20 protein-coding genes and 1 pseudogene are annotated in these 19640 nt (G+C 69.6%); 14 read left to right on the top strand and 7 right to left on the bottom strand.

What is annotated here, in order from left to right; all coding sequences use genetic code 11:
- Nucleotides 1-275 precede the first annotated feature (275 nt).
- A complete protein-coding gene (locus tag V7E46_RS23170) occupies nucleotides 276-806 on the top strand; it encodes a carboxymuconolactone decarboxylase family protein (protein WP_333770221.1) in 531 nt (176 codons plus the stop codon).
- A gap of 64 nt (nucleotides 807-870) precedes the next feature.
- Here the strand turns inward: V7E46_RS23170 and V7E46_RS23165 are convergent, their stop codons facing one another.
- Nucleotides 871-2166: a LuxR C-terminal-related transcriptional regulator gene (locus V7E46_RS23165; protein ID WP_333770220.1), complete on the bottom strand. Its 1296-nt coding sequence runs from the start codon at nucleotides 2164-2166 to the stop codon at nucleotides 871-873.
- Between the two features lie 512 nt (nucleotides 2167-2678).
- Between V7E46_RS23165 and V7E46_RS23160 the strand changes: the two genes are divergently transcribed.
- Nucleotides 2679-2906 (top strand): hypothetical protein, encoded by a 228-nt coding sequence (locus V7E46_RS23160; RefSeq protein WP_333770219.1) that lies wholly within the window; start codon nucleotides 2679-2681, stop codon nucleotides 2904-2906.
- Between the two features lie 609 nt (nucleotides 2907-3515).
- Here the strand turns inward: V7E46_RS23160 and V7E46_RS33970 are convergent.
- Nucleotides 3516-3944 carry a hypothetical protein gene (locus V7E46_RS33970; RefSeq protein WP_443054317.1) on the bottom strand — a complete coding sequence of 143 codons (429 nt, stop codon included), beginning with the start codon at nucleotides 3942-3944 and terminating at the stop codon, nucleotides 3516-3518.
- On the opposite strand from V7E46_RS33970, the gene V7E46_RS23150 reads away from it, so the two are divergent.
- From V7E46_RS23150 to V7E46_RS23135, 4 genes are all read left to right on the top strand, one after another.
- Nucleotides 3916-5421 (top strand): ISL3 family transposase, encoded by a 1506-nt coding sequence (locus V7E46_RS23150; protein ID WP_333770218.1) that lies wholly within the window; start codon nucleotides 3916-3918, stop codon nucleotides 5419-5421. The genes V7E46_RS33970 and V7E46_RS23150 overlap by 29 nt on opposite strands.
- A gap of 217 nt (nucleotides 5422-5638) precedes the next feature.
- Entirely contained in the window at nucleotides 5639-7915 is a 2277-nt protein-coding gene (locus tag V7E46_RS23145; protein ID WP_333770217.1) for a hypothetical protein, read from the top strand.
- Nucleotides 7912-8556: a hypothetical protein gene (locus V7E46_RS23140; RefSeq protein WP_333770216.1), complete on the top strand. Its 645-nt coding sequence runs from the start codon at nucleotides 7912-7914 to the stop codon at nucleotides 8554-8556. The genes V7E46_RS23145 and V7E46_RS23140 overlap by 4 nt, the downstream gene beginning before the upstream one ends.
- A complete protein-coding gene (locus V7E46_RS23135) occupies nucleotides 8553-10070 on the top strand; it encodes a fatty acid desaturase (RefSeq protein WP_333770215.1) in 1518 nt (505 codons plus the stop codon). The genes V7E46_RS23140 and V7E46_RS23135 overlap by 4 nt, the downstream gene beginning before the upstream one ends.
- 295 nt (nucleotides 10071-10365) lie before the next feature.
- Here the strand turns inward: V7E46_RS23135 and V7E46_RS23130 are convergent, their stop codons facing one another.
- From V7E46_RS23130 to V7E46_RS23120, 3 genes are all read right to left on the bottom strand, one after another.
- Complete coding sequence (locus tag V7E46_RS23130; protein WP_333770214.1) at nucleotides 10366-10938, bottom strand: hypothetical protein; 573 nt, start codon at nucleotides 10936-10938, stop codon at nucleotides 10366-10368.
- Nucleotides 10939-11074: 136 nt separating this feature from the next.
- Complete coding sequence (locus V7E46_RS23125) at nucleotides 11075-11296, bottom strand: hypothetical protein (protein WP_333770213.1); 222 nt, start codon at nucleotides 11294-11296, stop codon at nucleotides 11075-11077.
- Nucleotides 11297-11369: 73 nt separating this feature from the next.
- Nucleotides 11370-11663, bottom strand: a complete 294-nt coding sequence (locus tag V7E46_RS23120) for a hypothetical protein (protein WP_333770212.1) — start codon at nucleotides 11661-11663, stop codon at nucleotides 11370-11372.
- A 17-nt stretch (nucleotides 11664-11680) separates the two neighbouring features.
- Here V7E46_RS23120 and V7E46_RS23115 point away from each other — a divergent pair.
- A pseudogene (locus tag V7E46_RS23115) lies at nucleotides 11681-11899 on the top strand (relaxase domain-containing protein); the annotation flags it as partial.
- Nucleotides 11900-12479: 580 nt separating this feature from the next.
- A complete protein-coding gene (locus V7E46_RS23110) occupies nucleotides 12480-12716 on the top strand; it encodes a hypothetical protein (RefSeq protein ID WP_333770211.1) in 237 nt (78 codons plus the stop codon).
- A gap of 61 nt (nucleotides 12717-12777) precedes the next feature.
- Here V7E46_RS23110 and V7E46_RS23105 read toward each other — a convergent pair whose 3' ends face one another.
- Nucleotides 12778-13278 (bottom strand): hypothetical protein, encoded by a 501-nt coding sequence (locus V7E46_RS23105; RefSeq protein WP_333770210.1) that lies wholly within the window; start codon nucleotides 13276-13278, stop codon nucleotides 12778-12780.
- A 134-nt stretch (nucleotides 13279-13412) separates the two neighbouring features.
- Between V7E46_RS23105 and V7E46_RS23100 the strand changes: the two genes are divergently transcribed.
- The gene (locus V7E46_RS23100; RefSeq protein ID WP_333770209.1) at nucleotides 13413-13571 is read left to right on the top strand and encodes a hypothetical protein; all 159 of its coding nucleotides are present in this window, start codon (nucleotides 13413-13415) and stop codon (nucleotides 13569-13571) included.
- A gap of 387 nt (nucleotides 13572-13958) precedes the next feature.
- On the opposite strand, the gene V7E46_RS23095 is transcribed toward V7E46_RS23100, so the two are convergent.
- Nucleotides 13959-14249, bottom strand: coding sequence for a hypothetical protein (locus V7E46_RS23095; protein ID WP_333770208.1), 291 nt, complete (start codon nucleotides 14247-14249; stop codon nucleotides 13959-13961).
- Nucleotides 14250-14518: 269 nt separating this feature from the next.
- On the opposite strand from V7E46_RS23095, the gene V7E46_RS23090 reads away from it, so the two are divergent.
- The 5 genes from V7E46_RS23090 (at nucleotide 14519) to V7E46_RS23070 (ending at nucleotide 19406) form a co-directional block, all read left to right on the top strand.
- Complete coding sequence (locus V7E46_RS23090; RefSeq protein WP_333770207.1) at nucleotides 14519-15481, top strand: ArsR/SmtB family transcription factor; 963 nt, start codon at nucleotides 14519-14521, stop codon at nucleotides 15479-15481.
- 694 nt (nucleotides 15482-16175) lie between these two features.
- The gene (locus V7E46_RS23085) at nucleotides 16176-17303 is read left to right on the top strand and encodes a replication-relaxation family protein (protein WP_333770206.1); all 1128 of its coding nucleotides are present in this window, start codon (nucleotides 16176-16178) and stop codon (nucleotides 17301-17303) included.
- Nucleotides 17300-17476, top strand: a complete 177-nt coding sequence (locus V7E46_RS23080; RefSeq protein ID WP_333770205.1) for a hypothetical protein — start codon at nucleotides 17300-17302, stop codon at nucleotides 17474-17476. Before V7E46_RS23085 ends, V7E46_RS23080 begins: the two co-directional genes overlap by 4 nt.
- Before the next feature lie 197 nt (nucleotides 17477-17673).
- A complete protein-coding gene (locus V7E46_RS23075; protein WP_333770222.1) occupies nucleotides 17674-19005 on the top strand; it encodes a PP2C family protein-serine/threonine phosphatase in 1332 nt (443 codons plus the stop codon).
- Nucleotides 19006-19043: 38 nt separating this feature from the next.
- Nucleotides 19044-19406: an STAS domain-containing protein gene (locus tag V7E46_RS23070; RefSeq protein ID WP_333770204.1), complete on the top strand. Its 363-nt coding sequence runs from the start codon at nucleotides 19044-19046 to the stop codon at nucleotides 19404-19406.
- The last annotated feature ends 234 nt before the right edge of the window (nucleotides 19407-19640 follow it).

Genomic DNA, 19640 nt, shown 5'->3' with positions numbered 1-19640 from the left:
TATGCGGGGTGTGGGGCGAATAAACAACCGCGGGGGGGCGGGCGCGGGGCCCGCCCCCCCCCCCCCCCCCCCCCCCCCCCCCCCCCCCCCCCCCCCCGGCCCGACCTCCGTCCCGGGCGATCCGCGACGAACCGAACGCACACCCCCACTCCTCGGGGTCACCGGCAACCCGGACGCCCACGGAAGGCGGCCGAACCCTTCGTCGAGTGCGGTCGGGCAGAATCGGGGAACCGGTTTTCTTTACCTGCGGCCGAATTGCCTTTACCATTTCAGATATGGCACGCGTTCCTTATCTCACTTCCGTCACCGCTTCCGAAACCATCGCCGAACCGCTGTCAAAGCTGCCGTCACTCCACGTTTTCGGATTGATGGCCCATGCCGAGACCTTGTTCCGGCCGTGGCTGCGCTTCAGCGGAGCGCTGCTCAACCACCTCGCCCTGGACCCGGTGCTGCGCGAGCTGGCGATTCTGCGGGTCGGGCAGCTCACCGCCCGGTACGAGTGGGACCAGCACGTGCCCGTCGCGCTGGCGGTGGGCGCGACTCAGTACCAGATCGACGCGCTGGACCGGGGTGACCTCGACGCGCTGGAGCCGTTGTCGCGCGCCGTGGTCGACTTCGTGACGGGCGTCGTGCACGACGAGGTCGACGACGCGACCTACGCGTCGGTCAGCGCGTTTCTGGACGACCGGGAAGTCGTGGAACTCACGCTCGTCGCGGGCCACTACCTGATGATTGCCCGGATGATGACGACCCTGCGCATCGACCCCGACCCGGCGGCCGGAGCGGACGCGCTGTTGCTCGGCTGACCCGGACCGTGATCACTGGCGCGGCCTGGGCCGGACCCGCGATCGCGGCTCCGGACCTCGGCCGTCAGCCGGCAGTTCGCTGATCCGAGGTGAGGTTCACCCACGTACAGGCCAGTTCCACCCGCGAAGAGACCTCCATCTTGCGGAAGATCTTCTTCAGATGGAACGCCACGGTGTGCGCGGAGATGTAGAGCTGACGGCCGACCTGCACATTCGTCAGGCCCCGGCTCACCAGGTTGGCCACCGCGAACTCGGTGTCCGTGAGGGAGCCGGTGCGGTGTCCGTCGTGGCGCATCGGCCGCCGCACACGGCCCGATCGCACGCCGAGCTCACGAAGCTTGCTCGCGACCCGGGCGAGGTCGCGGGCCGCACCGGCCCGCTCGTAGTCGGCGGCCGCGCGTTTCAACTGTTCGACGGCACGATCCTGGCCCAGGCGCAGCGAGGACCACGTCCGGGCCAGGTCTTCGGCGGCCGACGCCGACGCCCAGTCGTCCGAATACAGCTCGCACGCGGCACGCAGTTTGTCCGGATTCCTTTCGAACAGCCCTTCGGCGTGCAGCGCCGCCGCATGGGGCGAACGAAAACCCCACGACTTCACGGTGAGAGAATCGGCTTGCACTACACATTTGAAGGCGAGTCGCTCGTCCCCCATGCTTCGCGCGAGGCGGACGTGCCACGCCGCGGCGGCGGGCTGGGACGCGAAGAGCTCCTGCGTCAGCTGGTCGTCGGCGATCAGGCGCTCGACAAGGTGACTGACGCCGGCCGGACCGCCGTCGGCCTCGAACGCTTGGGCGGCGGCCCACACGCACTGCCCGGGCGCGTGCGCGGTACGGCCGAGCAGGGCGTCATCGCCCAGGTTGCGCGCGAATCGCAGGCCGGTCGACGTGTCGGACTGCCGGACTGCGCTCAGCGCCAGGACGACATGCAGGTCCGGCAGCAAGGCGTAGGCGCCGGCCCCTTCGGCCAGCCCGAGGCCGGTGTTCGCCTCGGCGAACGCACTGCCGGCGTCACCCGACGCGAGCGCGAACTCGGCGCGGCAGGTGGTCAACGCGGCTGAAACCCCCGCGTCGTCGGCGACATCGTACGAGGTGGTCAACTCGTCGAGGATCCGCGTGGCTTCCGGAAGTTCGCGGACGCGGGTCAGGAGCCGGGCGTGCCAGATCTTGGCGAGCCTTGGGTCGTCCCCGTCGCCGCCGGGTGTGGCGGCCAGCTCGATGGCCCGGCGGACCTCACCGGCGAGCCAGGCGGACTGGGAGCGTGCGAGCGGATTGTCTGGGTGGCCGTCGGCCGCGTTGACGGTAGGACCTTCAGACGGTGTGTGGGGCAGCTGGGTGTGCAACTGGCACCGGCCATCACGCATGACGCCCATTTACCTTTCGCTGAAACTTCGGAACCGTGCGCGTGAGTACTTTCTCGTCGTCTTTTTACTTACCCGAAACTTTTGATCCAGGGTTCTCCGCAATCGCCACTTTCATTGCCGCAGGCGTCATTGCCCAACCGGGCCGGCCATGATGTCCGGCGACCTGCCGGCGTGTTTTCTCACGGGCCGTGGCGTCGAGCCACGACAGACGTCGTCCGAACGGAAGGGTGAGGCGGAGACGGGACGACGCCGAGGCCATCCTCCTCCTGCGCGCCATCATCAACAACGGCGACTTTGAGAACTACTGGCGATTTTGCACCCACCGCCACTACCAACGTACCCATGTGGTCCGATAATAGGACCGACTCGCCCTGGAAGCATGATTATCGGCACGCAGATCTCTCACGATCAAACGCACCCTCATCAAGGGGGTGGTCTTTCTCCGGCACCCCTATCGATCCCGCCGGCGAATAGACCGACCGCCCCACCGCATCGCGGGACACCCTGCTGGCATGAGGATCGCCGAGGGCTGCCACGACCTCGCTGCTTTCTCCGGGATCGCGGTGCTGGCGAACCTCATCCTCGACCCACCCGCCCGCGCCGTCGATCCCAAGGAGCTTTATCTCGCCACGGCAGGGGAATTGAGCCGACGATTCGTCTGGACCTGCACCACCTTCGGAACACAGGAACCGCCCAACCAGCGCTTCTGCAAACATTTCACAGCCCGGACACCCGATTGACGTGTCTTCGGACCAGCGGCAAGTTCACTGTCAACTTCACCCCATAGGTTCACAGTCTGCGAGCCTATGGTGAGCGTCCAGGACTGCCGTGTTGCCGGGCGCCGAGGTCTACTGGAGGTCCCCTCAACGCAGAGCCGGAACGGCACCGTGTGACCATGCCGATAAGATAGCTGGTTGCACCATCCTCCTCAACGGCGCCTCCAGCTCAGCTGGTTCTTTATCTGCCAAAATCTTCCAGGCTTGCCGATGGCCCCGGGGTCTCAGGGGCGTTCGACGGTTTGCCGACGTCGTAGCGGAGCGCCCGGTGTTTGTCCTCGGCTCCGGGCGGGCGTCCGGGGTTGGGGAACACGGGTCGGGCAGGCGATGCGGGCGCGGATGTTCCCGAACCTGCGGCGCACCCGGGCCGGGGGGCCGGTCCGAGGCGGTGGGTTTCTCCGAGGGCCGGCCTGGGTCTTCGGCGAGGGGCCGGGCGAGCCGGAGCTGTCCAGATCCAGCGGTCCGGTGCGCCGGGGGTACGGGGTTTCGGTGTGGTCCAGCCGAGAGTCTGCTTCGCGAAGCGGACGGTGTGCTCACAATCGAAGCGGCGGAGAAATGCCTGCCGGAAACGGTTCACGTCGTCCGGGGCAGCACCGGTCTTGGAGGACCGTGACCACACGGCGGGGAGTCCCGGTCCTTCGACAGGTGCTCAACCTCCAGCCGGATCGACGTCCCTTCGACCGGGAGCAACCCACCGTCGTGGTCGAGCCGGGAGGAACGATGGGCGAGCCGGGGATGGACCCGGTCCCACGCCCGGGTCTCGGTCTTGCCGCAGTTGCCGGTGCAATTGCCGGTCCCGGTGACTGTGGTGATCGCGGGCTCGGGCCAGTGTGACGGAGGAGTGGTCTTCAGGGGATTGGGCTGCTTTGGTGGGGTCTGTCTAGCCGACGGGTCTGTTCCGTAGTCGGTGGTGATGGTGAGTGCCCGCCTGTGACCATCGAGTGTCCATGATGCGAACACGCCTGCAGGAACGGTGTTTTCGGGGTTGTCGGCGTCGGTCATCGAGGAAGTGGCGGACGGTGGCGAGATGGTCCGGGTTTCGGCTCGGACCCGGGATGTTCCTGTTCCCTGTCCGGTGTGCGGGGTGGTGACGCAGAGGGTCCACGGGTATCACGGCCGGACGCTGCGGGACGTTCCTCTCGACGGTCGGCAGGTCGTGGTCCGAGTGAGGATACGACGGCTGGTCTGCCCGGTCCGCAGCTGCAGTCGGCAGACTTTCCGAGAGCAGGTCCCCGGGCTCCTGGAGCACCATCAGCGCCGCATCACACGTCTGACCAGCCAGCTCTCTGAGCTGGTCAAGGAGTTATGCGGCCGGGCGTCCGCCCGTCTCACCCGGTCGCTGGCCATGCCCGTGTCGTACGCCTCCGCCCTGCGGTTGCTACGGCAGGTGCCCGTGCCTACGGTCCGGATCCCGCAGGTGATCGGGGTCGACGACTTCGCTCTGCGGCGCCGACACAGCTACGCCACGATCATCATCAACGCCGAGACCGGCCAGCGGATCGAGGTACTGCCCGGCCGCGGGGCCGCCACTCTGGAAGCCTGGCTGCGCGCGCATCCGGGCATCGAGGCCGTGTGCCGGGACGGATCGGCCACCTACGCCGAGGCGGTCCGCCGAGCCCTGCCCGACGCGGTCCGAATCAGCGACCGTCGGCATCTGCGGCACAACCTCGCCGAGGCCGTCCGCAAAGAGGTCGCCGCGCACAGCACTTGCTGGGCGAAAGTGGGCCCGCCCCCGGCTGCGGAGAGACAGGCCGCCACCACCCGCGCGCGCTGGCAGCAGGTCCGCGCCCTGCGCGAGCGCGGAGTCGGACTTCTGGAGTGCGCGCGACGGCTGAACCTCGCCTTGAACACCGTCAGGCGCTATGACCGTGTCGCCGAGCCCGAGCGCCTCATCCGCGCCCCCAAGTACCGGCCCACCCTCGTGGATCCCTACCGCGATCACTTGCGCAAGCGCCGGCTGGAGGACCCGGCTGTCCCCGTCACCCATCTCCTCCAGGAGATCAGGGATCTGGGTTGCACCGGCAGCCCGAACCTGCTGGTCCGCTACATCAACCAGGGCTGTGTCGAGGCCGACCGGCCCGCGCTTTCGCCCCGGCGCCTGGCCCGCGCCCTGCTCACCTGCCCCGACTGCCTCAAGGATCACCAGCGGGAACGAATCGAGGCCGCCCTCGCCGCCTGCCACGAGATGACCGCTCTGGCCGACCTCATCCACCGCTTCGCCGCGCTACTGGATCCCGCCGACGGAAATGCCGCCCTGCTGAGCACGTGGCTCACCTCAGCCCAGGCCGAGGACCTGCGACATCTGCATGCTTTCACCCGCGGCCTCGAGAAGGACCGTGCCGCAGTTGACGCCGCCTTCACCCTGCGATATCACAACGACGACACCGAAGGAGTCAACAACAAAACCAAGCTGATCAAGCGCCAGATGCACGGCCGCGCAAGCTTCCCCCTCCTCCGCCACCGCATCCTCCTCGGCTGACCACACCCACCGCCACCACCGACTACGGAACAGAGCCGTCGGCTGGACAGACCCGCCTGACCACCACACCAACGGTGTCCGTCAAAGCGGAACAAGCTCATGGATCCACGCGGGAACCTGGGACAAGAGCCATGAGATGGAGGAAAGTGGCCGGGGGAGCCACGGGAGCCGTACGGGCGTGCTGGATGGTACAAGAGCACTTGGGGGGCAACGGGTCATGCAGATCACGGTGGTCGTCAGTGGGATGCACAGCGGACCCAACCCGTCTCCGGGGCTGGGGATCGCGCGATCTTTGAAGCTGGCCGATGCAAACGTGCGAGTGGTCGGTCTGGACTACTCCACCGCCAGTTCGGGGCTGCACACATCGTCGCTCGACGAGGTCGTGCTGCTTCCCGGGTGGGATGAGATCCATCTGGAGACGTGGGCGGAGCAAGTCGCGCGCCTGATCGCGGCGCCCGACACGTTCTTCATTCCGACACTCGACCTCGAAGTGCGCCTACTCGCCCAGCATTTCGGTGTGCATGAGCGCATACTCGCACCGAGCAAGCGCGTACTCGACACGGTGACGAAGCCACCGGAGTCGGTGGCGGGGGCGTTGGGGCTGCGACTGCCGCAGTCCTCCGCGGACAGCGACTGGGACGCGGTCGAGCGGTTCATCCGCCACACCCCGCACGGCGCCTGGGTCAAGGGGCAGCACTACGAGGCGTTCCGGGTCCGGGGTGTCGAGGAAGCACTCGCAGCCGGGCGCTTCGTCGAGCGCGAGTGGGGTGGGGACTGGCATCTCGAAGCACACGAGCCCGGCCAGGAATGCGGCATCGCCTTCGTGGCACGCAGCGGCGTGCTCCTCGACGCCGTCTTGATGACGAAGGCGATTCTCACACCGGAGGGGAAGACGTGGTCCGGTGAGGTAGCCGAACTGCCGGAGCAGTTATGGGAGAAGCTGCGCGTCTACTCGGCCGATGTCGGATGGAACGGCGGCGGGGAGATCGAGACCATCCGCACCTGGGAGGGCGACATGGTACTCATGGAGGTCAATCCGCGCTTCCCCGCGTGGATCCACGGCGCCAGCACCTGTGGCGCGAACCTCCCGGCCGCTCTGGTTGCCGAGCAGGGCAGACCCGGCGGCCGCCATCTCACACCGGGCTTCACTCGCGTAGTCGAGGAGATCGCCGTGTCTCCTGAGCTGGGGATATCCTCCTATCCCTGGGGCCCCAGCGATGGGATCAACCCCGCCACCAAGCACCCGTCGGGCATGCGCGGACTCGGCCGCAGGGACCTGCTCTCCGAACCGACGGTCCTGCGCGGGCCGACGTCGGCCCCGCCCTCACACCGCCCACAACGGCCATGGCCCCACGAGAGCGCCGCCTCCCTCACACGCTACGAAACCGTGTTGGAGGCGCCGTCCGAGGAGCGGGCGACACCGTCACGGCAGATTGTGACACCACTCTTCGACGAGCGGGTGGCGGCGCTGCGCGCGCGGTTCGCCGATCTCCCGCACACCGTGCTCGCGCACAGCATCAAGACGTGCCCGCATCCGGAGCTGCTGTCTCGCGCCGCCGGCCTCGGCTTGGTCGCCGAGGCGATCACCTTGGACGAACTGGAGGTCGCGGTCGGCCACGGCTTCGATCCCGGCCGTGCCCTCCTGAACGGACCGGCGAAATGGTGGCCCGCCCGGGCCGAGGTGCGCTGTGGCGCCTTCTTCGCCGACTCGGTCGAGGAGCTCGCCCAACTGCTCCGGGCCCTGGACGCTGGATTCCGGCTCACCGCGGACGTCGTCGGCGTACGCGTGGCGGCCCCGGGAGTGCCAAGCCGCTTCGGGCTCTCCTTCGACAACAGCGCCGGCGTGGCGGAGACAGCCGCGCTGGTCGGCGAACTGCGCAGACGCCTCGGCGCGCGGTGGGGCCTGCACTTCCATCAGGCGGAGAGCGTACTGGGTCCCCATCGGTGGCAGCACGAGGCAGCTGCCGCTCTCGCCTCGGCCGGCCCGCTTGCCGACCGGCTGGGCGATCCACCGGCCATCATCGACTTAGGGGGCGGGTGGCACGTCGACGACCTGCCCGTACTGCGCTCGTCGGTCGACCACGTGCTCGCGGCCGTCCCAGACCGCCTACGGGCTCCGGAGACCGAGCTCGTGCTGGAGCCGGGCAAGATCCTCACGCAGCCGGCGGCCGCCGTCATCACCCGGATCCTGCTGGTCAAGGGCCGCGGCTCCGGGCGGGAGGTCATCGTGGACGCCGCCCTCGGTGACATACCGGAGGCCCGTTACCGGGCGCACCCTGTCGCCCGTTTCGCCGACGGGAAGTGGCGGCCGGTGGCCCGTGGGACAGGGCGGGTCCTCGGGCGGTCATGCATGGAGAACGACATCCTCGCCGAGGAGGTGGATGTGAGTTCTCTGGCGGAGGGGGACTTCCTGGCGTTCGGCATGTGCGGTGCCTACGACCTGTCGATGGCCTATCCCTTCGGGCGCGGCCGCGCCATGGGATCGCTGTCATGAGCGCCGACCGGCGGCGTCCGTCGGGACTCGCCTTCAGCAGCGGGGACCGCCGGCGCATCGACTCGATCGGGCTGTCGCGGATCTCCTATCACAGCGGCGCCTGCTGCAGCGAAGGACGGAGCTTCGTCCTGCGGCGGTTCGACCGGTGGTTCGACACGGGCTCCCGGCTGGCCGCGATACCGCTGGTCGTTGCCTGGGGACCCACCCGGTGGCCGACCCACTGGTGCCGGCTCGCGGAGTCGGATGAGCTGGTCGGCGACTGCGGCGTCCACGCGGACCTGGCGGGCGAGCTGCTCACGCTGGCCGGGGTGTCGTACGCACGGGGGCGCGCGGCGCTCCGGCCGACTGTCCACACCGCAGCGCACTGGCGGTCGACGTGGTCGGAGTCCGACGCGGACGACACCTGGATCGGCGACGACGTGGTGCACCACGAGGTGCTCCGCATCGGCGCGCGCTGGTGGGACCCGACCGAGGCGCGCTGGTTCGCCGGCCCGGGGTCCCACGTCCTCGCCGGGCAGGTGGTGGCGGTCCGAGAGGAAGGAACGGACTGGCAGCCGGGCGCGGCGATCCAGCGGAGCAGGGGAGACGCGAAGCCAGGTCCGTGCAGGGCCGGGACAGACCGGGAAGGGGACGTGACGTGAAGAAGGCCGCAGGGCTCGCCGTGGTCTGCGCCGGAGTGGTTGTCACGTTTCCTCTCCTGATCCTCATCGAACTGATCGGCCGGTACGACCGCTTCTCCTACGGTCGGCATGCCCCTGCCATCAGAAGGATCCTCCCGTGGCGCTATGCCACGTACCTCGCGCCCGTCCTGCCGCTTTACGCCCTCGTGCCGCCGTACGTTCTCGGCCTTGCGGACTCGTCGCACGGTGGGGGGCTACTGCGGGTGCTGATGTGGGCGGCCCTGGCCCTGACGGTGCTCGCTCTCGCGGAGGTCTACTCCGTCTGCCTGCACCGCGAGGCTTATATCGCAGCCTTCGAACCGTGGTCCTTGGCCGCGGGCTACGCGCCGCTCGGCGCCCCGCCTCGGCGATTCGCCGATCGCCGACTACAGCACCTGGCCCGGGTGCAGCTCGTCTACTGCGTGCCGCTCGTTATCACTGCATCGACCGTCGGTCCGGGCACCGGCCTGTTGAGCTGCCTTACGCTCTTCCTGTTCCTGATCAAGTACCTAGCTCCGGCCTGGATCGATTTCGAGGCGTACTTCCACTGGGACATGCATTGTCAGGTGCTCGACCTCGACGGTCGCCCCCTGCTGACGTCTTTCTGGCGCACGCTTTCGGACTGGGTCATGGGTCCGATGATCGGCTCGCTTCCACGGTTCTACGCAACCGAGCACCTCGTGATCCACCACCCGGAGAACGCGGGACCCGATGACATCCACTCGCCTCTCCCCTACGACCGCTCCAGAGTCCTGGAGTTCTGCGTCTTCGGTCTGAAGACCTGCTTCATCATGCTGACATCGGGAAAAGTCGCGTTCCACCGGCGCTGCCGAGGCTCCCGGCAAGCGTTGCTCGTCCTCGGCATGACCGCGTTCTGGGCCGTCACCGTGTATCTGGTCGTGATGGATCGGTTCCTCGGCTACTGGCTGATCGGGGCGGCACTGTACCGAGCGGTCAACACGGCGAAGGCGCAGTACGTCTGGCACGGCCTCAGCGATCCGAGGAATCCCCGTCACCCCAAGGCCGGCACCATCCTGTGGCTGCCGCAGGAGCACCTGGTCGCGGCCCTGGACAGCGACGCCCCACACGCCGAGGGTTCGGCGCCCGCCACAGAGGTGCCCTCGTTCGGCACTGACTGGGCCTTCTACGACAACTACCACCTGATCCACCACCTGCACCCACGCGCCCACTTCACCGAGTACCCAGAACTCCTGCGGCGGACGGTTCCCGGGCTGCTCGACTGGGGCTGTGTGGTTATGAAGCTCAGCGCGTACGACACCTTCGTCTTTGACTGCTGGTCCGGCAACTATGAACGCATCGCCCAGGGCCTGGTCACGCCGATGGACAAGGACCTGCGCTCGTCCTTCATCCGCGAACGACTCGCCCCTCTGCCGGGCCATCGCAGCTACAGCGCCGCCCTCTGTCAAGGGCGGTTCGGCCAAGCCGTCGACTCCGCTCTGGTCCGGGGACTGCGCCTGGTGGTGCCGTCCGCCTGAACGATCCCGGCGCGGTTCCCAACCGACCCGCAGAGACTTCGTTGCACCCTGCGTGCCGAGTTCCGCAGAGATCCGGCGCTCGCCCACGTTCTTGCGAACCTCGCGGCCGACGGCGCCGACCACGACGGCTGCGGGGAGCGGAACGACCTCCGTGTCGAGAGGCGATCCCCAAGCGGGGCGAGGCCAGCGACATCGGCTGACCGACAGAAGCCACCGAAGCCGTTCCACTCGGCTCCGTCTTCCCCCACTCCGAAGCCAGCCCACTGGCAACGCGCCCGACGACGCCCGCACCTCATCAGCGGGCGACACTGCTGGGTTCGTTCACGCCCACCGGGGTCGGCCTGCAGCTGGGGATGGGCCGCTCTGCCGACCTGTCGCTGCCACTGACGACCGACCAGGTTTCGCCCTCGAGCGCGAACGCAACGGCGGCAGACTCCTGCTGATAGCGGACTTCCGCAGCTCGCTTCCGCAGAGCAAGAAGCACCCGTTCATGGATGGGCAGGCCCACTTCCAGGTGCCGGCCAGCGACTGGGAGCAGCAGATCGAGAACGTGCACCGGGACGCGTTCTTCACTGTCACGGTTCCCCTGCCGATGGACAGCGGGCCATTGGCGACGGCGGCGACGCATCTGCTCAACGCCAAGCGGCAGATCACCGCAGGGGAGTACCCCGATGCAGTCCGGGAGGCCCGGCTGGCCACCCAGTCCATGCGCGACATGAAGGTGTGGCCCAAGGACGTCGACAAGAAGCGTGACGACCAGGATCAGGCCGACCGCTACGGACTCATGCTCGATGACCTCGACTCCCAAGCCGACGGCTACCAGCGGCTTCTGCAGAAGAGCTTCAACCAGGCCAGCGGCCCTCAGCACACCGACGGCGTCATCGCGCTGGCCACCTGGGTACGCGCGGACGCGGTCTCCCTGACCGGTACGGCAGTCCTTGATGCACCGGCTCGCGGAGGAGATCCGCGACTGACCCCGACGGGCCGCGGGAACGCGGGTCTGCTCAGCTGTCGAACTCGGTGCTGCGCACTCCGTAGAGCGACGGCTTGGCGGGCCGGACGCTGCCCTGCTCCAGCGTGTCGGCGAGCACGGCGAATCCCTCGCTGCGCCGGACCACACGGAGGAACGTGCCCAGCGCGTCCTTGTCCTCCCATAGCGCTGAAGCGGTGCTGATGATCAGCGCTTTGATGTGCTCGGACTCGCCCACTGCGTCGTCTGCTGCCACGGTGTTCCCCTCCTGGTTCATCGGAACGATCAGCCAACCAACCGGCGTCCGGTGCCCGCAAGACCGCCTCGGGTCAGGAGTCGGTGAGGATGTCCTGGGTGCCGATGCGGCGCCAGACGATGTGCGGCGCGCCGCGGACTAACTCGGGTCCGTACTGGCAGGTTGCCCGGTCGTCCCCGGCCCAGGTGAGTTCGTAGACGCCGGGTGCGCGCCGTACGCCTTTGGCGCGCAGGCCCGCGCGGAAGTGGCCGGCGCGCAGGTCGGGGACGAAGGCCCGGGTGATGACGCGGTGGAAGCGGCAGCGCTGCTGCGGGGTGAAGCGGTCCAGGTCGGCGGTGAAGCGGGCCGTGGGCTCGTAGGTCGGCACGTCGGTCCTCCGGGAAGCACACCCTGGTGTTCATGGAAGAGGTGTCCGCGCGGCTGGGGTGGGCGTGGGAGCCGCGCGAGGTGGCACCCGGCCGGCGACCCGTCATGGAGATCGCGGGCATCGACCAGCGGCTCATCGGCTGGCAGTCCACCCGCCGCCAGCAGATCGCCGACGCGGGGCCCCTCCTGGTGGCCGATTACAAGGCCAAGTGCAAACACGCGCCGCGGTTGCGGGCCGGGAGACCGGCCACCTCCTGGAGCAGGAGACCGACCTTGCCGCGTTCGGGGACAGCCAGCACCTGATCGAGGCTGCCGCCGCCCTCCTCAAGGGCGGCGCCCGGCACCGCGCCGCCCTTGCCGCCCGGGCGCAGTCGGCTCCCACCGCCGCGCAGCCCGGCACCCCGCAGCCCGGCACCCAGACGCCGGGACCAGGCACACCCAACGGAGGAATCACATGGCCACACCGCCCGCAGACCCCCGGATCGAGGCCGCCGCCGCCCGCACCCGGCAGGCCGCCCAGGAGGCGCCGCCGCGTACGGGCCGCCGAAGGCGCAACCGACGCCGAGGACCGGCCAGGAGAAGAAGAAGCAGCTGCGCGAGCAGCGGGAGCGACTCCAGGCGGCAGGCCAGCGCCGCTTCGCTGCCGGGCAGTCCCGCCGGACTCTGCCCCGCCAGGGCCGCATCGGCAGCGCCGCCGCACGGCACGATGCCCGCGCCTTGGCCCGCTTGCGATCCTCCGGCCCGTGGCGCGGCTGACCGCGCAGGCGTCTCTGCAGTTCACACAAGGGGCGCACCGCTGGGTTCACCCGATAGTGCGATGGCGCTCTCCCCGGAACGGCTGGCCCTGCTGGAGGAACTGCGGCGCCGGATCGGCGAACGCGCCCGCACGACACCGAAGTCCAAGCCGAGCGAGCCCCGCGCCCCGCCCCGGCTACCAGCAGCCACGCTGAACGGCTGCGGCACCGGCAGCCCGTTCGGTCGGGGCCATTCGGCGGCGTACTGCCCGCCGATGGTCTGCCATCTGGTGAGGTCCGGGCCCGGCCGGACCGGCTGACCGAACATGCCTGACTCCGGCAGCTTACGCATTGTTGGAGGCCGGACGGTGACGAGTAGGGTCAGTCGGCCGCGGTGGTGTCCTGGTAGACGACGTCCACGGACACCGAGTCGGTCCACGCGGTTCCGACGCCGTCGATATCCGCGATCGTGAAGTAGTAGTTGCCCTTGGGCAGGCCGGTCCACTCACCGGCGCTGCTTGCGCCGGACGAAGTGAAGCAGTTGGTCAGCTTCTTGGTGCCGTAGGACGGGTCGGGGGCGGCGCTGATGTCACGGTGCAGTTCGATGCTGACGCTCTTGTTCAGTACCGAGTGGCAGCCGGTGAAGATGACCTCGGTGTACTGCTCGTCGGCCCACCGGCGGGAGGACCAGCCCGAGCCGGACAGGACGTTCTCGATGTCGCTTGTCCAGTTCATCGGGTGTACCCCGGTGATGCCTGCGGCCGGGGCCGGGTCGGCGGTCGGGGATGCTGCACCCGCGGTCTGTGCGCCGCCGATGGCACTGGCGAGCAGTAGCCCGACGGCCAGCGCGATTCGGGTACGTGTTGTGAGCGAGGCTCGCATGATGCTGACTCCTTCTCGTTGAGAGTTGCCGTGACACCTGCGCAGGTGCCACGGGCCATCCAGCCTTCTGTGGGCGCTGATGTCCCGTCGATTGCCCTCGACCAGCAGGAAACAGGTGCGACAGGGTTCCCAGCATGCAGGTCGTCGTACGCCACCCTGCCGTCACCGACGCCACTGATGCCGCTCTGGCCTATATGGGCGACGCCGGGGAGTTCGTCGATGACGCCGTAGGCCTGCCGCTGCCCCCGCCTGGTTTCGTCCCGCGCATCGAGGAGATCACCGCCATCGTCTGAGCGGCCGAAGTCACAGCCCGCACTGCTCTGTCAGTGCGGGCGGCGCACTCTCGGGTTCGCCCGAGACCACTCCGCGCAGGACGAGCAGCGCTGCGGCGCCCCGCACGTTGCCGGCCGGCCACAGGGCCTCCAGCGCGGTGTCCAGGACATCCGCCCAGCCGGGGATCCGGTCGCTCGCTCACAACGTGTGCGTGCGGGCAGCGGGTCCCCAGCACAATTCGCCCAGGCCCTCCTCGGCCGCCTGCCGTACAGCTGCGGGGAGCGCGAGGTCCTGCGACCGGGCTGACCTCTGCCGCTGTCACCTCGCCCTGCCTGCGAGCAGAGATGATCCGCTGATCCGGCAGCACGGTCAGCAGCCCTGGACTGCCGACGTGAGGGTGGGCCTGCCTACGCGGGGCAGACCTGGATGGCTGCCGTCTTCGACTCGTCGTTGCTCTTGTACCCGGGGGGCCTGCCGTTGTAATAGGCGGGCTTGGAGCCCAGGGAGACACCCTGCGGGTCGTAGTACGTCGACTGCACGCCGCCGGTCTGATTGCTCTTGACGTACGTCACGACGTCGTACCATTCGATGGACACCTTGCGGCACTCCGTCCACGGGCCGAACCAGTAGTACTGGTCGGTGGCCAGGTTGTGAATGTGCACGCACATGGTGCCCAACAGCGCATCTGCGCTTCCCACGCAGCGCGGGTCCGACGCTGCCTGCGCGGGCGATGCCGCACCGACAGCCACCAGGCTCGCCCCCAGGAAGCCAGTGGCCGCCAGGGCCGCGAACCTCTTTTTGATCCCCATCCTTCGTATCCTTCCGTTCTGCATGTCCCGTCTCCCCTACCTGACTGTGCCGTCCGGCGCGGTACCGGAGGGTGCCGTGATTGGCGTGTAACAGGCTCCCTCATGTGACGGATGAGCGCGATGCTTTCAGTTGGGGCTGAATTGTTCGGAGGACCAACGTGTTGCGAGTCCACTGCACGGTCGAGGATCTGCTCAACGTGACGGTGGCCGCCCGGCCGGCGCCGCTGGTGGAACTCGGCCTGGCCTTCGAGATGTTGCAGCGTCAGGACGGTCACCCGGCGTTCAGTCCCTGGCGGCAGCGAATGGCACGCACCTTGCCACGGACAGCACGGCCGCTGCTGCAACTGGTCTCCCCGCTCGGTGCCGGACCGTTGTTCCTCGATCCTCCGAGCCATGACCTCGACGAGGGCATGGACATGGTCTTGTCGACGTCAGGCAAGCACGCACGGGACGAACTGCGCCGGATGTGCTCGATCGACCGGCCGCTCACCCCTTGGGTTCGGCAGCTCGCCAACAGGGACCGGGGTGCCTGGCAGATCCTTGAGCAGGCTGTCCGCTCCGCTCACGCGGGCGTCATCGCCGACGCCTGGCCGCGTATCCGGGCGGGCTTCCACGCCGAAACGGCCTGGCTGTCCTATGCCATTGCCCGACGGGGCCTGCGCGCTGCACTGACCGGCCTGGCGCCGTCCGTCCGGTGGCGCGGGATGACGCTGGAGGCGGGGTTTCCCCGCAGCCTCGATTTCACCCTGCAAGGGCGCGGGATCATCCTTCAGCCGACCCTGTTCTGGGCCGACCATCTTCTGGCAGCACTTCAGCCCGACGGCCGGCTCCTTCTGCTGTACCCGGCCGTCACCCCGCTACCGCTCCGCGACGATCTCACTTCCCACGACCCTATTGCGGCTCTCGTCGGCACCACCCGAGCGCACGCCCTGCGCCTGCTAGTCCAGCAGCACACCACTACCGACCTTGCCCGCGAGCTCGACGTCAGCCCAGCGGCTGCCTCCATGCAGGCCAAGACCCTGCGTGAGGCCGGGCTCATCGTCTCCCAGCGAGACGGCAAGGCTGTCTGGCACTGGTGCACACCACTCGGCATGGACCTCCTGGCTCATGGGAGCAAGTGAAGCGAGTCGTTGGACGCCCTGACCACTGCCTCCGTGGTCTGGTCACACTCCCAGTGGGGCCAAAACCAATGTCGCAGTGGGGCCAACAGAACCCGTCACCAACACGGGCCTGTTCGGTGGTGGCGGGCCGTGAGACGTCGCGTACGGCGCGGCAGTCGCCGCGGTGCACGATCCGGGCCGGCCGACACTGGTGCCGAAGTAGACGGGTTCCTCGATCCGCCACCGGGCCGGGACGGCGTACCGCTCGGTGGGCACCGCGTCCGTAGGACTGCCCCTCGATGGGCTGGCAGGCGCCGGCTGGCGCGCGGAAGTCGACCGCGGCCGGGACCGCCAGGAGCCGGCCGTGCTTGCTGCCCTGGCTGGGCAGGTGGATCTGCAGGTCGAACCACCACGACGTGTCGGCCTCCTGGCGCCTGGCCTTCACCACGGCGAACAGGACCTGGTGGTCCGGGAGCTCCACCGTCATCAGCGGCCCGTCGGCCTGCGGCAGCGCCGCCTCGACCGCTCCCCGGTCCCGCAGACGCGGTCCGGTCAGGAGCACACCCGCAGGCCCGCTCACGAGCCCGCTCAGGGGCACACTCCCGAGCCCGCGGCCGACGCGGGCCGGGAAGGCGTTGCGCCTGCTCGCAAGGGGGGTTCCCGCTTCACCCGGGATGCTGACTCCTTTGGTGTCCCTGCTTCCACCGTATACGGGGTGGAGCACGGCCTTCGGATCGTGCAGCTGCTCGCCTGCACCCGGGTCGCCACGCCCCGCCAGCTCCACACCTGGCTGACCCCGACGGCCGCTGACACCAGCACCGTCCGCAGGCACCTGCGCGCCCTGGCCAGGGACGGCCTGGCCGCCGCGAACACCGACCGGCGGCCGCACATCTGGTTCCTCACCGCCGACGGCCTGAGCGAGGCGCGCCGCGCCGGGCTTGCCGAGCACCGCACCTCGGCGGTGACCGGCGAGCACGTGGCCGCCTCCCCGGCCTACGCGCACGCCCTGGCCGTCACCGACACCGCCATCGCGTTCTCCCGCGACCTCCGCCCGGGCACCGGAGCGGGTGCGGCGGTGGGCGAAGCCGGCGACCGGGAGGTGGAAGTCGCCCACCCGCTCGGCTCCGGCGGCCTGCTGGTGCCGGACGCCGTGCTGCACCTGCCCTACCAGAACCTGCCGCATGCCTTCGTCGAACTGGACCGCGCGACCATGTCGATCGGCAGGCTGATCAACAAGGCCGCCGCCTACGACCGCTACCGTTACCGCTACTACGCCCACCGCCCCGCCGGTCCGCGCACCCCGCGCCCGGCCGGGGCCGGGCCGGACGGGCTGCCGGACTGGTTCACCCGCTACCCGAGGGCCGGTGCGGCGTTCAAGTTCCCGCCGCTGCTGATCGTCTGGCCGACAAGAAGAAGGCGGTGCTGGACAACCGGGCCGCCGACGTCCTCGCCGGCATCCGCACCCTGCGCGGCATCCGCCGGCGCGAGCTCGCCGTCGGCGTCACCACGCTCCCCGAACTCCAGGAGCACGGCCCCGCCGGCCCGGTCTGGCGCAGCGCAACCAGCGCCACCCCGCTGCGCCTGGCCGCGCTCATCAGCCGGCGGGAGCACAACGGATGACCGCCGACCCGGGCTGCCGCGTCGTGGAGCCCGGGCTGCGGGCGGGCTGGTTCGGGGTGAGGCTGGGCGGGTGAGCGATGACGTGTTGGGGCTGCCGGATCCGATCCCGGGGCCGATCGTGTGCCCGCTGTGGTGCTCGCGCCTGCACAACGACGGGCGCGACAACGTGGAAGACGGGATCACCCACCACGCTCGGAGCCGGTGGTCTGGAACACGCCGGTGAACCGGCCGTTCCCGAGGATGCAGTCCGACCTGGTCAGCTACGAGCAGCCGTACGGCCGCGCCCTGCCAGTCCTGGAGGTCAGTGCAGTAGGGGAGACCGGTATGCCGGAGTCGTTCGACGCCCACGACGCCGCCGAGCTGGACCGGGTGATCAGCAGCTGGAGCGGACTGTGAGGGTACTGCGCCACTGGCGGGCCTACCTGTCCGGCGGGGAGCATTGACCCCTGCGCCACCGCGCAGCGGCGCCGTCTCCTGCGCTGAAGGCGTCGCAGAGCCGTTGGCAGCGCAGGCGGGGGCGGGAGGGCTGACGTCCGGGGCGCCGTCATGGTTTGCTTGGCACTCGAACAGAGCGATGAGGGGTGCCGGGCGTGGTGAGCGGGGTGGGCTTCGCTGGGGAAGTGCGGCCGGACGGGCTTCCGGCTGCACTGTCCGACCCGGCGCGGCTGGCGGCGGTGGCGGCGACGGGGTTGCTGGACACCGGGCCGGAGGAGGTCTTCGAGGACCTGGCCACGCTGGCGGCACGGGTGACCGGCTGCGGGCGGGCGTTCGTGACCCTGGTGGATGCCGACCGCTCGTTCTGGAAGTCCTGCGTCGGCGTGGACACGGTGGATCTCGCGGACCGGCAGGGTGTGGTCCGCGAGAGCTTCTGCTATTTCCTGGTGGGACTGGACGGGGAGTCGTTCGTCGTGGACGACGCGGCCGCCGATCCGCGTACCCGCGACCACCCCTCGGTCGCACCGATGAGCATCGGAGCTTGGGCCGGCTATCCGCTGCTGTCACCCGACGGGCAGGTGCTGGGCAGCTTCTGTGTCATCGACGACAACCCGCGCACCTGGTCACCGGCGGATCTGACGACCCTGGCGACGCTGGCCCGCTCAGCGTCGGCGGAAATCCACCTGCGGCAGAGCCTGGACACCTCCCGCAAGGCGCACCGGGTCTCCGCGGACCTGGCGCACAGCCTCCAGCAAGGCCTGCTGCCCCCGGTACTGCGTGTCGTGCCGGGCCTGGAAGCGGCCGCGTCCTACCTTCCGGCATCAGCCGGCGGGGGGGCCGGTGTGGAGGTCGGCGGGGACTTCTACGACCTGTTCCACACCCGCGGCCCCTCCTACGGTGCGGTGCTCGGCGATGTCTGCGGCAAGGGTGTGGCAGCCGCGCAGGTCACGTCGATGGCCCGCTACACCGTGCGGGCCGACGCCGGCCAGACATCGTCGCCGGCCGCGCTGCTGGACCGGCTGAACACCGCGATGCTGGAGCAGCGCGCGCCGCGGTTTCTCACGGCCGTCTACACCACCTTCCGCATCACCCAGGCCGGCCTGTCGGGGCGCATCGCCCTGGGCGGGCATCTTCCCGCGCTGGTGCGCCGCACGGACGGGCGGGTCCAGCAGGTCGGCCGGCCCGGCACGCTGCTGGGAGTGCTCCCCGAGGTGCACCTGACCGACGTGCGCTACCGCCTGGCGCCCGGCGACCTGATGCTGCTCTACACCGACGGCGCCTGCGAGGGCCGTCCCCGTCCCGGCACCCCGGCCCACACCGTGCCGCCGGCCTTCGGCGAAGACGAACTGGCCGCGGCCCTAGCCGCCACCGCCGGCGCGGACGCAGCGTCGACCGTCAGGGAACTCGCTGCCGTCCTGGCCGCCCACCACGGCGGATGGGCCAGCGACGATACCGCCCTGCTCGCCCTGCGCGTCCCGCCCCGCCCGTGAGGGTCCCGGTGAGACCCGGACAGTGGCATGCTGGCCCAATGGACCACCCGGGCGGGACCATCGATAACGAGCTGACCGTCATCCACGCCCGATTCCACACCCCGGACGCCTACGTCCTGACCCTGCGCGGCGTCGCCGACATCGGGCGCGACGACGTCCTCGAGACGGCCTTCGCCGATGCCGCCGCATCCGTGTACCCCTTGATCGTGGACCTGGGCGCCCTCACTTTCGCCGACGAACAACTACTCGGCCTGCTCCTCACCGCGACCCGGACCCGGCCCGTCGTCCTGGTCGGCCCCCTGCCCCCGACGGTCACCCGGCGACTGGCCCTGACCGGCACCGAGGACGTCTTCACCATCCAACCCAACCTCACCCGGGCCCTGGCAGCACTGCCCGCCTGACACCGCACGCTCCACGCCCCGATCGCCGAACGTTCACAGCACCGCCTGCGAGCCGACACCACTGCCAGACCCCTGATCGAGCAGCGGTGTGGGCGCCCGCTTCGGAACGGGCGGCGCCCGCGAGGCGTTGGCCGGGCATGGAACCCCTCCCCGACCCGAAACCGCTGCCAACTCCCGCGCCCCTGCCCGTACCGGAGCCGGTCCCCGGTCCCGCTCCGCTGCCCAGCCCGGCCC

Source organism: Streptomyces sp. IBSBF 2435 (genome assembly GCF_036815005.1).
In the GTDB taxonomy this organism is placed as follows: domain Bacteria; phylum Actinomycetota; class Actinomycetes; order Streptomycetales; family Streptomycetaceae; genus Actinacidiphila.
This window is presented reverse-complemented; position numbering and strand designations above follow the sequence as displayed.

What these genes read in the sequence shown, in the direction of transcription:
- V7E46_RS23070 (WP_333770204.1), top strand. Translation starts at nt 19,044, where the DNA reads ATGGACCACCCGGGCGGGACCATCGATAACGAGCTGACCGTCATCCAC.
- V7E46_RS33970 (WP_443054317.1), bottom strand. Translation starts at nt 3,944, where the DNA reads ATGACCGACGCCGACAACCCCGAAAACACCGTTCCTGCAGGCGTGTTC.
- V7E46_RS23140 (WP_333770216.1), top strand. Translation starts at nt 7,912, where the DNA reads ATGAGCGCCGACCGGCGGCGTCCGTCGGGACTCGCCTTCAGCAGCGGG.
- V7E46_RS23145 (WP_333770217.1), top strand. Translation starts at nt 5,639, where the DNA reads ATGCAGATCACGGTGGTCGTCAGTGGGATGCACAGCGGACCCAACCCG.
- V7E46_RS23105 (WP_333770210.1), bottom strand. Translation starts at nt 13,278, where the DNA reads ATGCGAGCCTCGCTCACAACACGTACCCGAATCGCGCTGGCCGTCGGG.
- V7E46_RS23160 (WP_333770219.1), top strand. Translation starts at nt 2,679, where the DNA reads ATGAGGATCGCCGAGGGCTGCCACGACCTCGCTGCTTTCTCCGGGATC.
- V7E46_RS23165 (WP_333770220.1), bottom strand. Translation starts at nt 2,166, where the DNA reads ATGCGTGATGGCCGGTGCCAGTTGCACACCCAGCTGCCCCACACACCG.
- V7E46_RS23170 (WP_333770221.1), top strand. Translation starts at nt 276, where the DNA reads ATGGCACGCGTTCCTTATCTCACTTCCGTCACCGCTTCCGAAACCATC.
- V7E46_RS23110 (WP_333770211.1), top strand. Translation starts at nt 12,480, where the DNA reads ATGGCGCTCTCCCCGGAACGGCTGGCCCTGCTGGAGGAACTGCGGCGC.
- V7E46_RS23100 (WP_333770209.1), top strand. Translation starts at nt 13,413, where the DNA reads ATGCAGGTCGTCGTACGCCACCCTGCCGTCACCGACGCCACTGATGCC.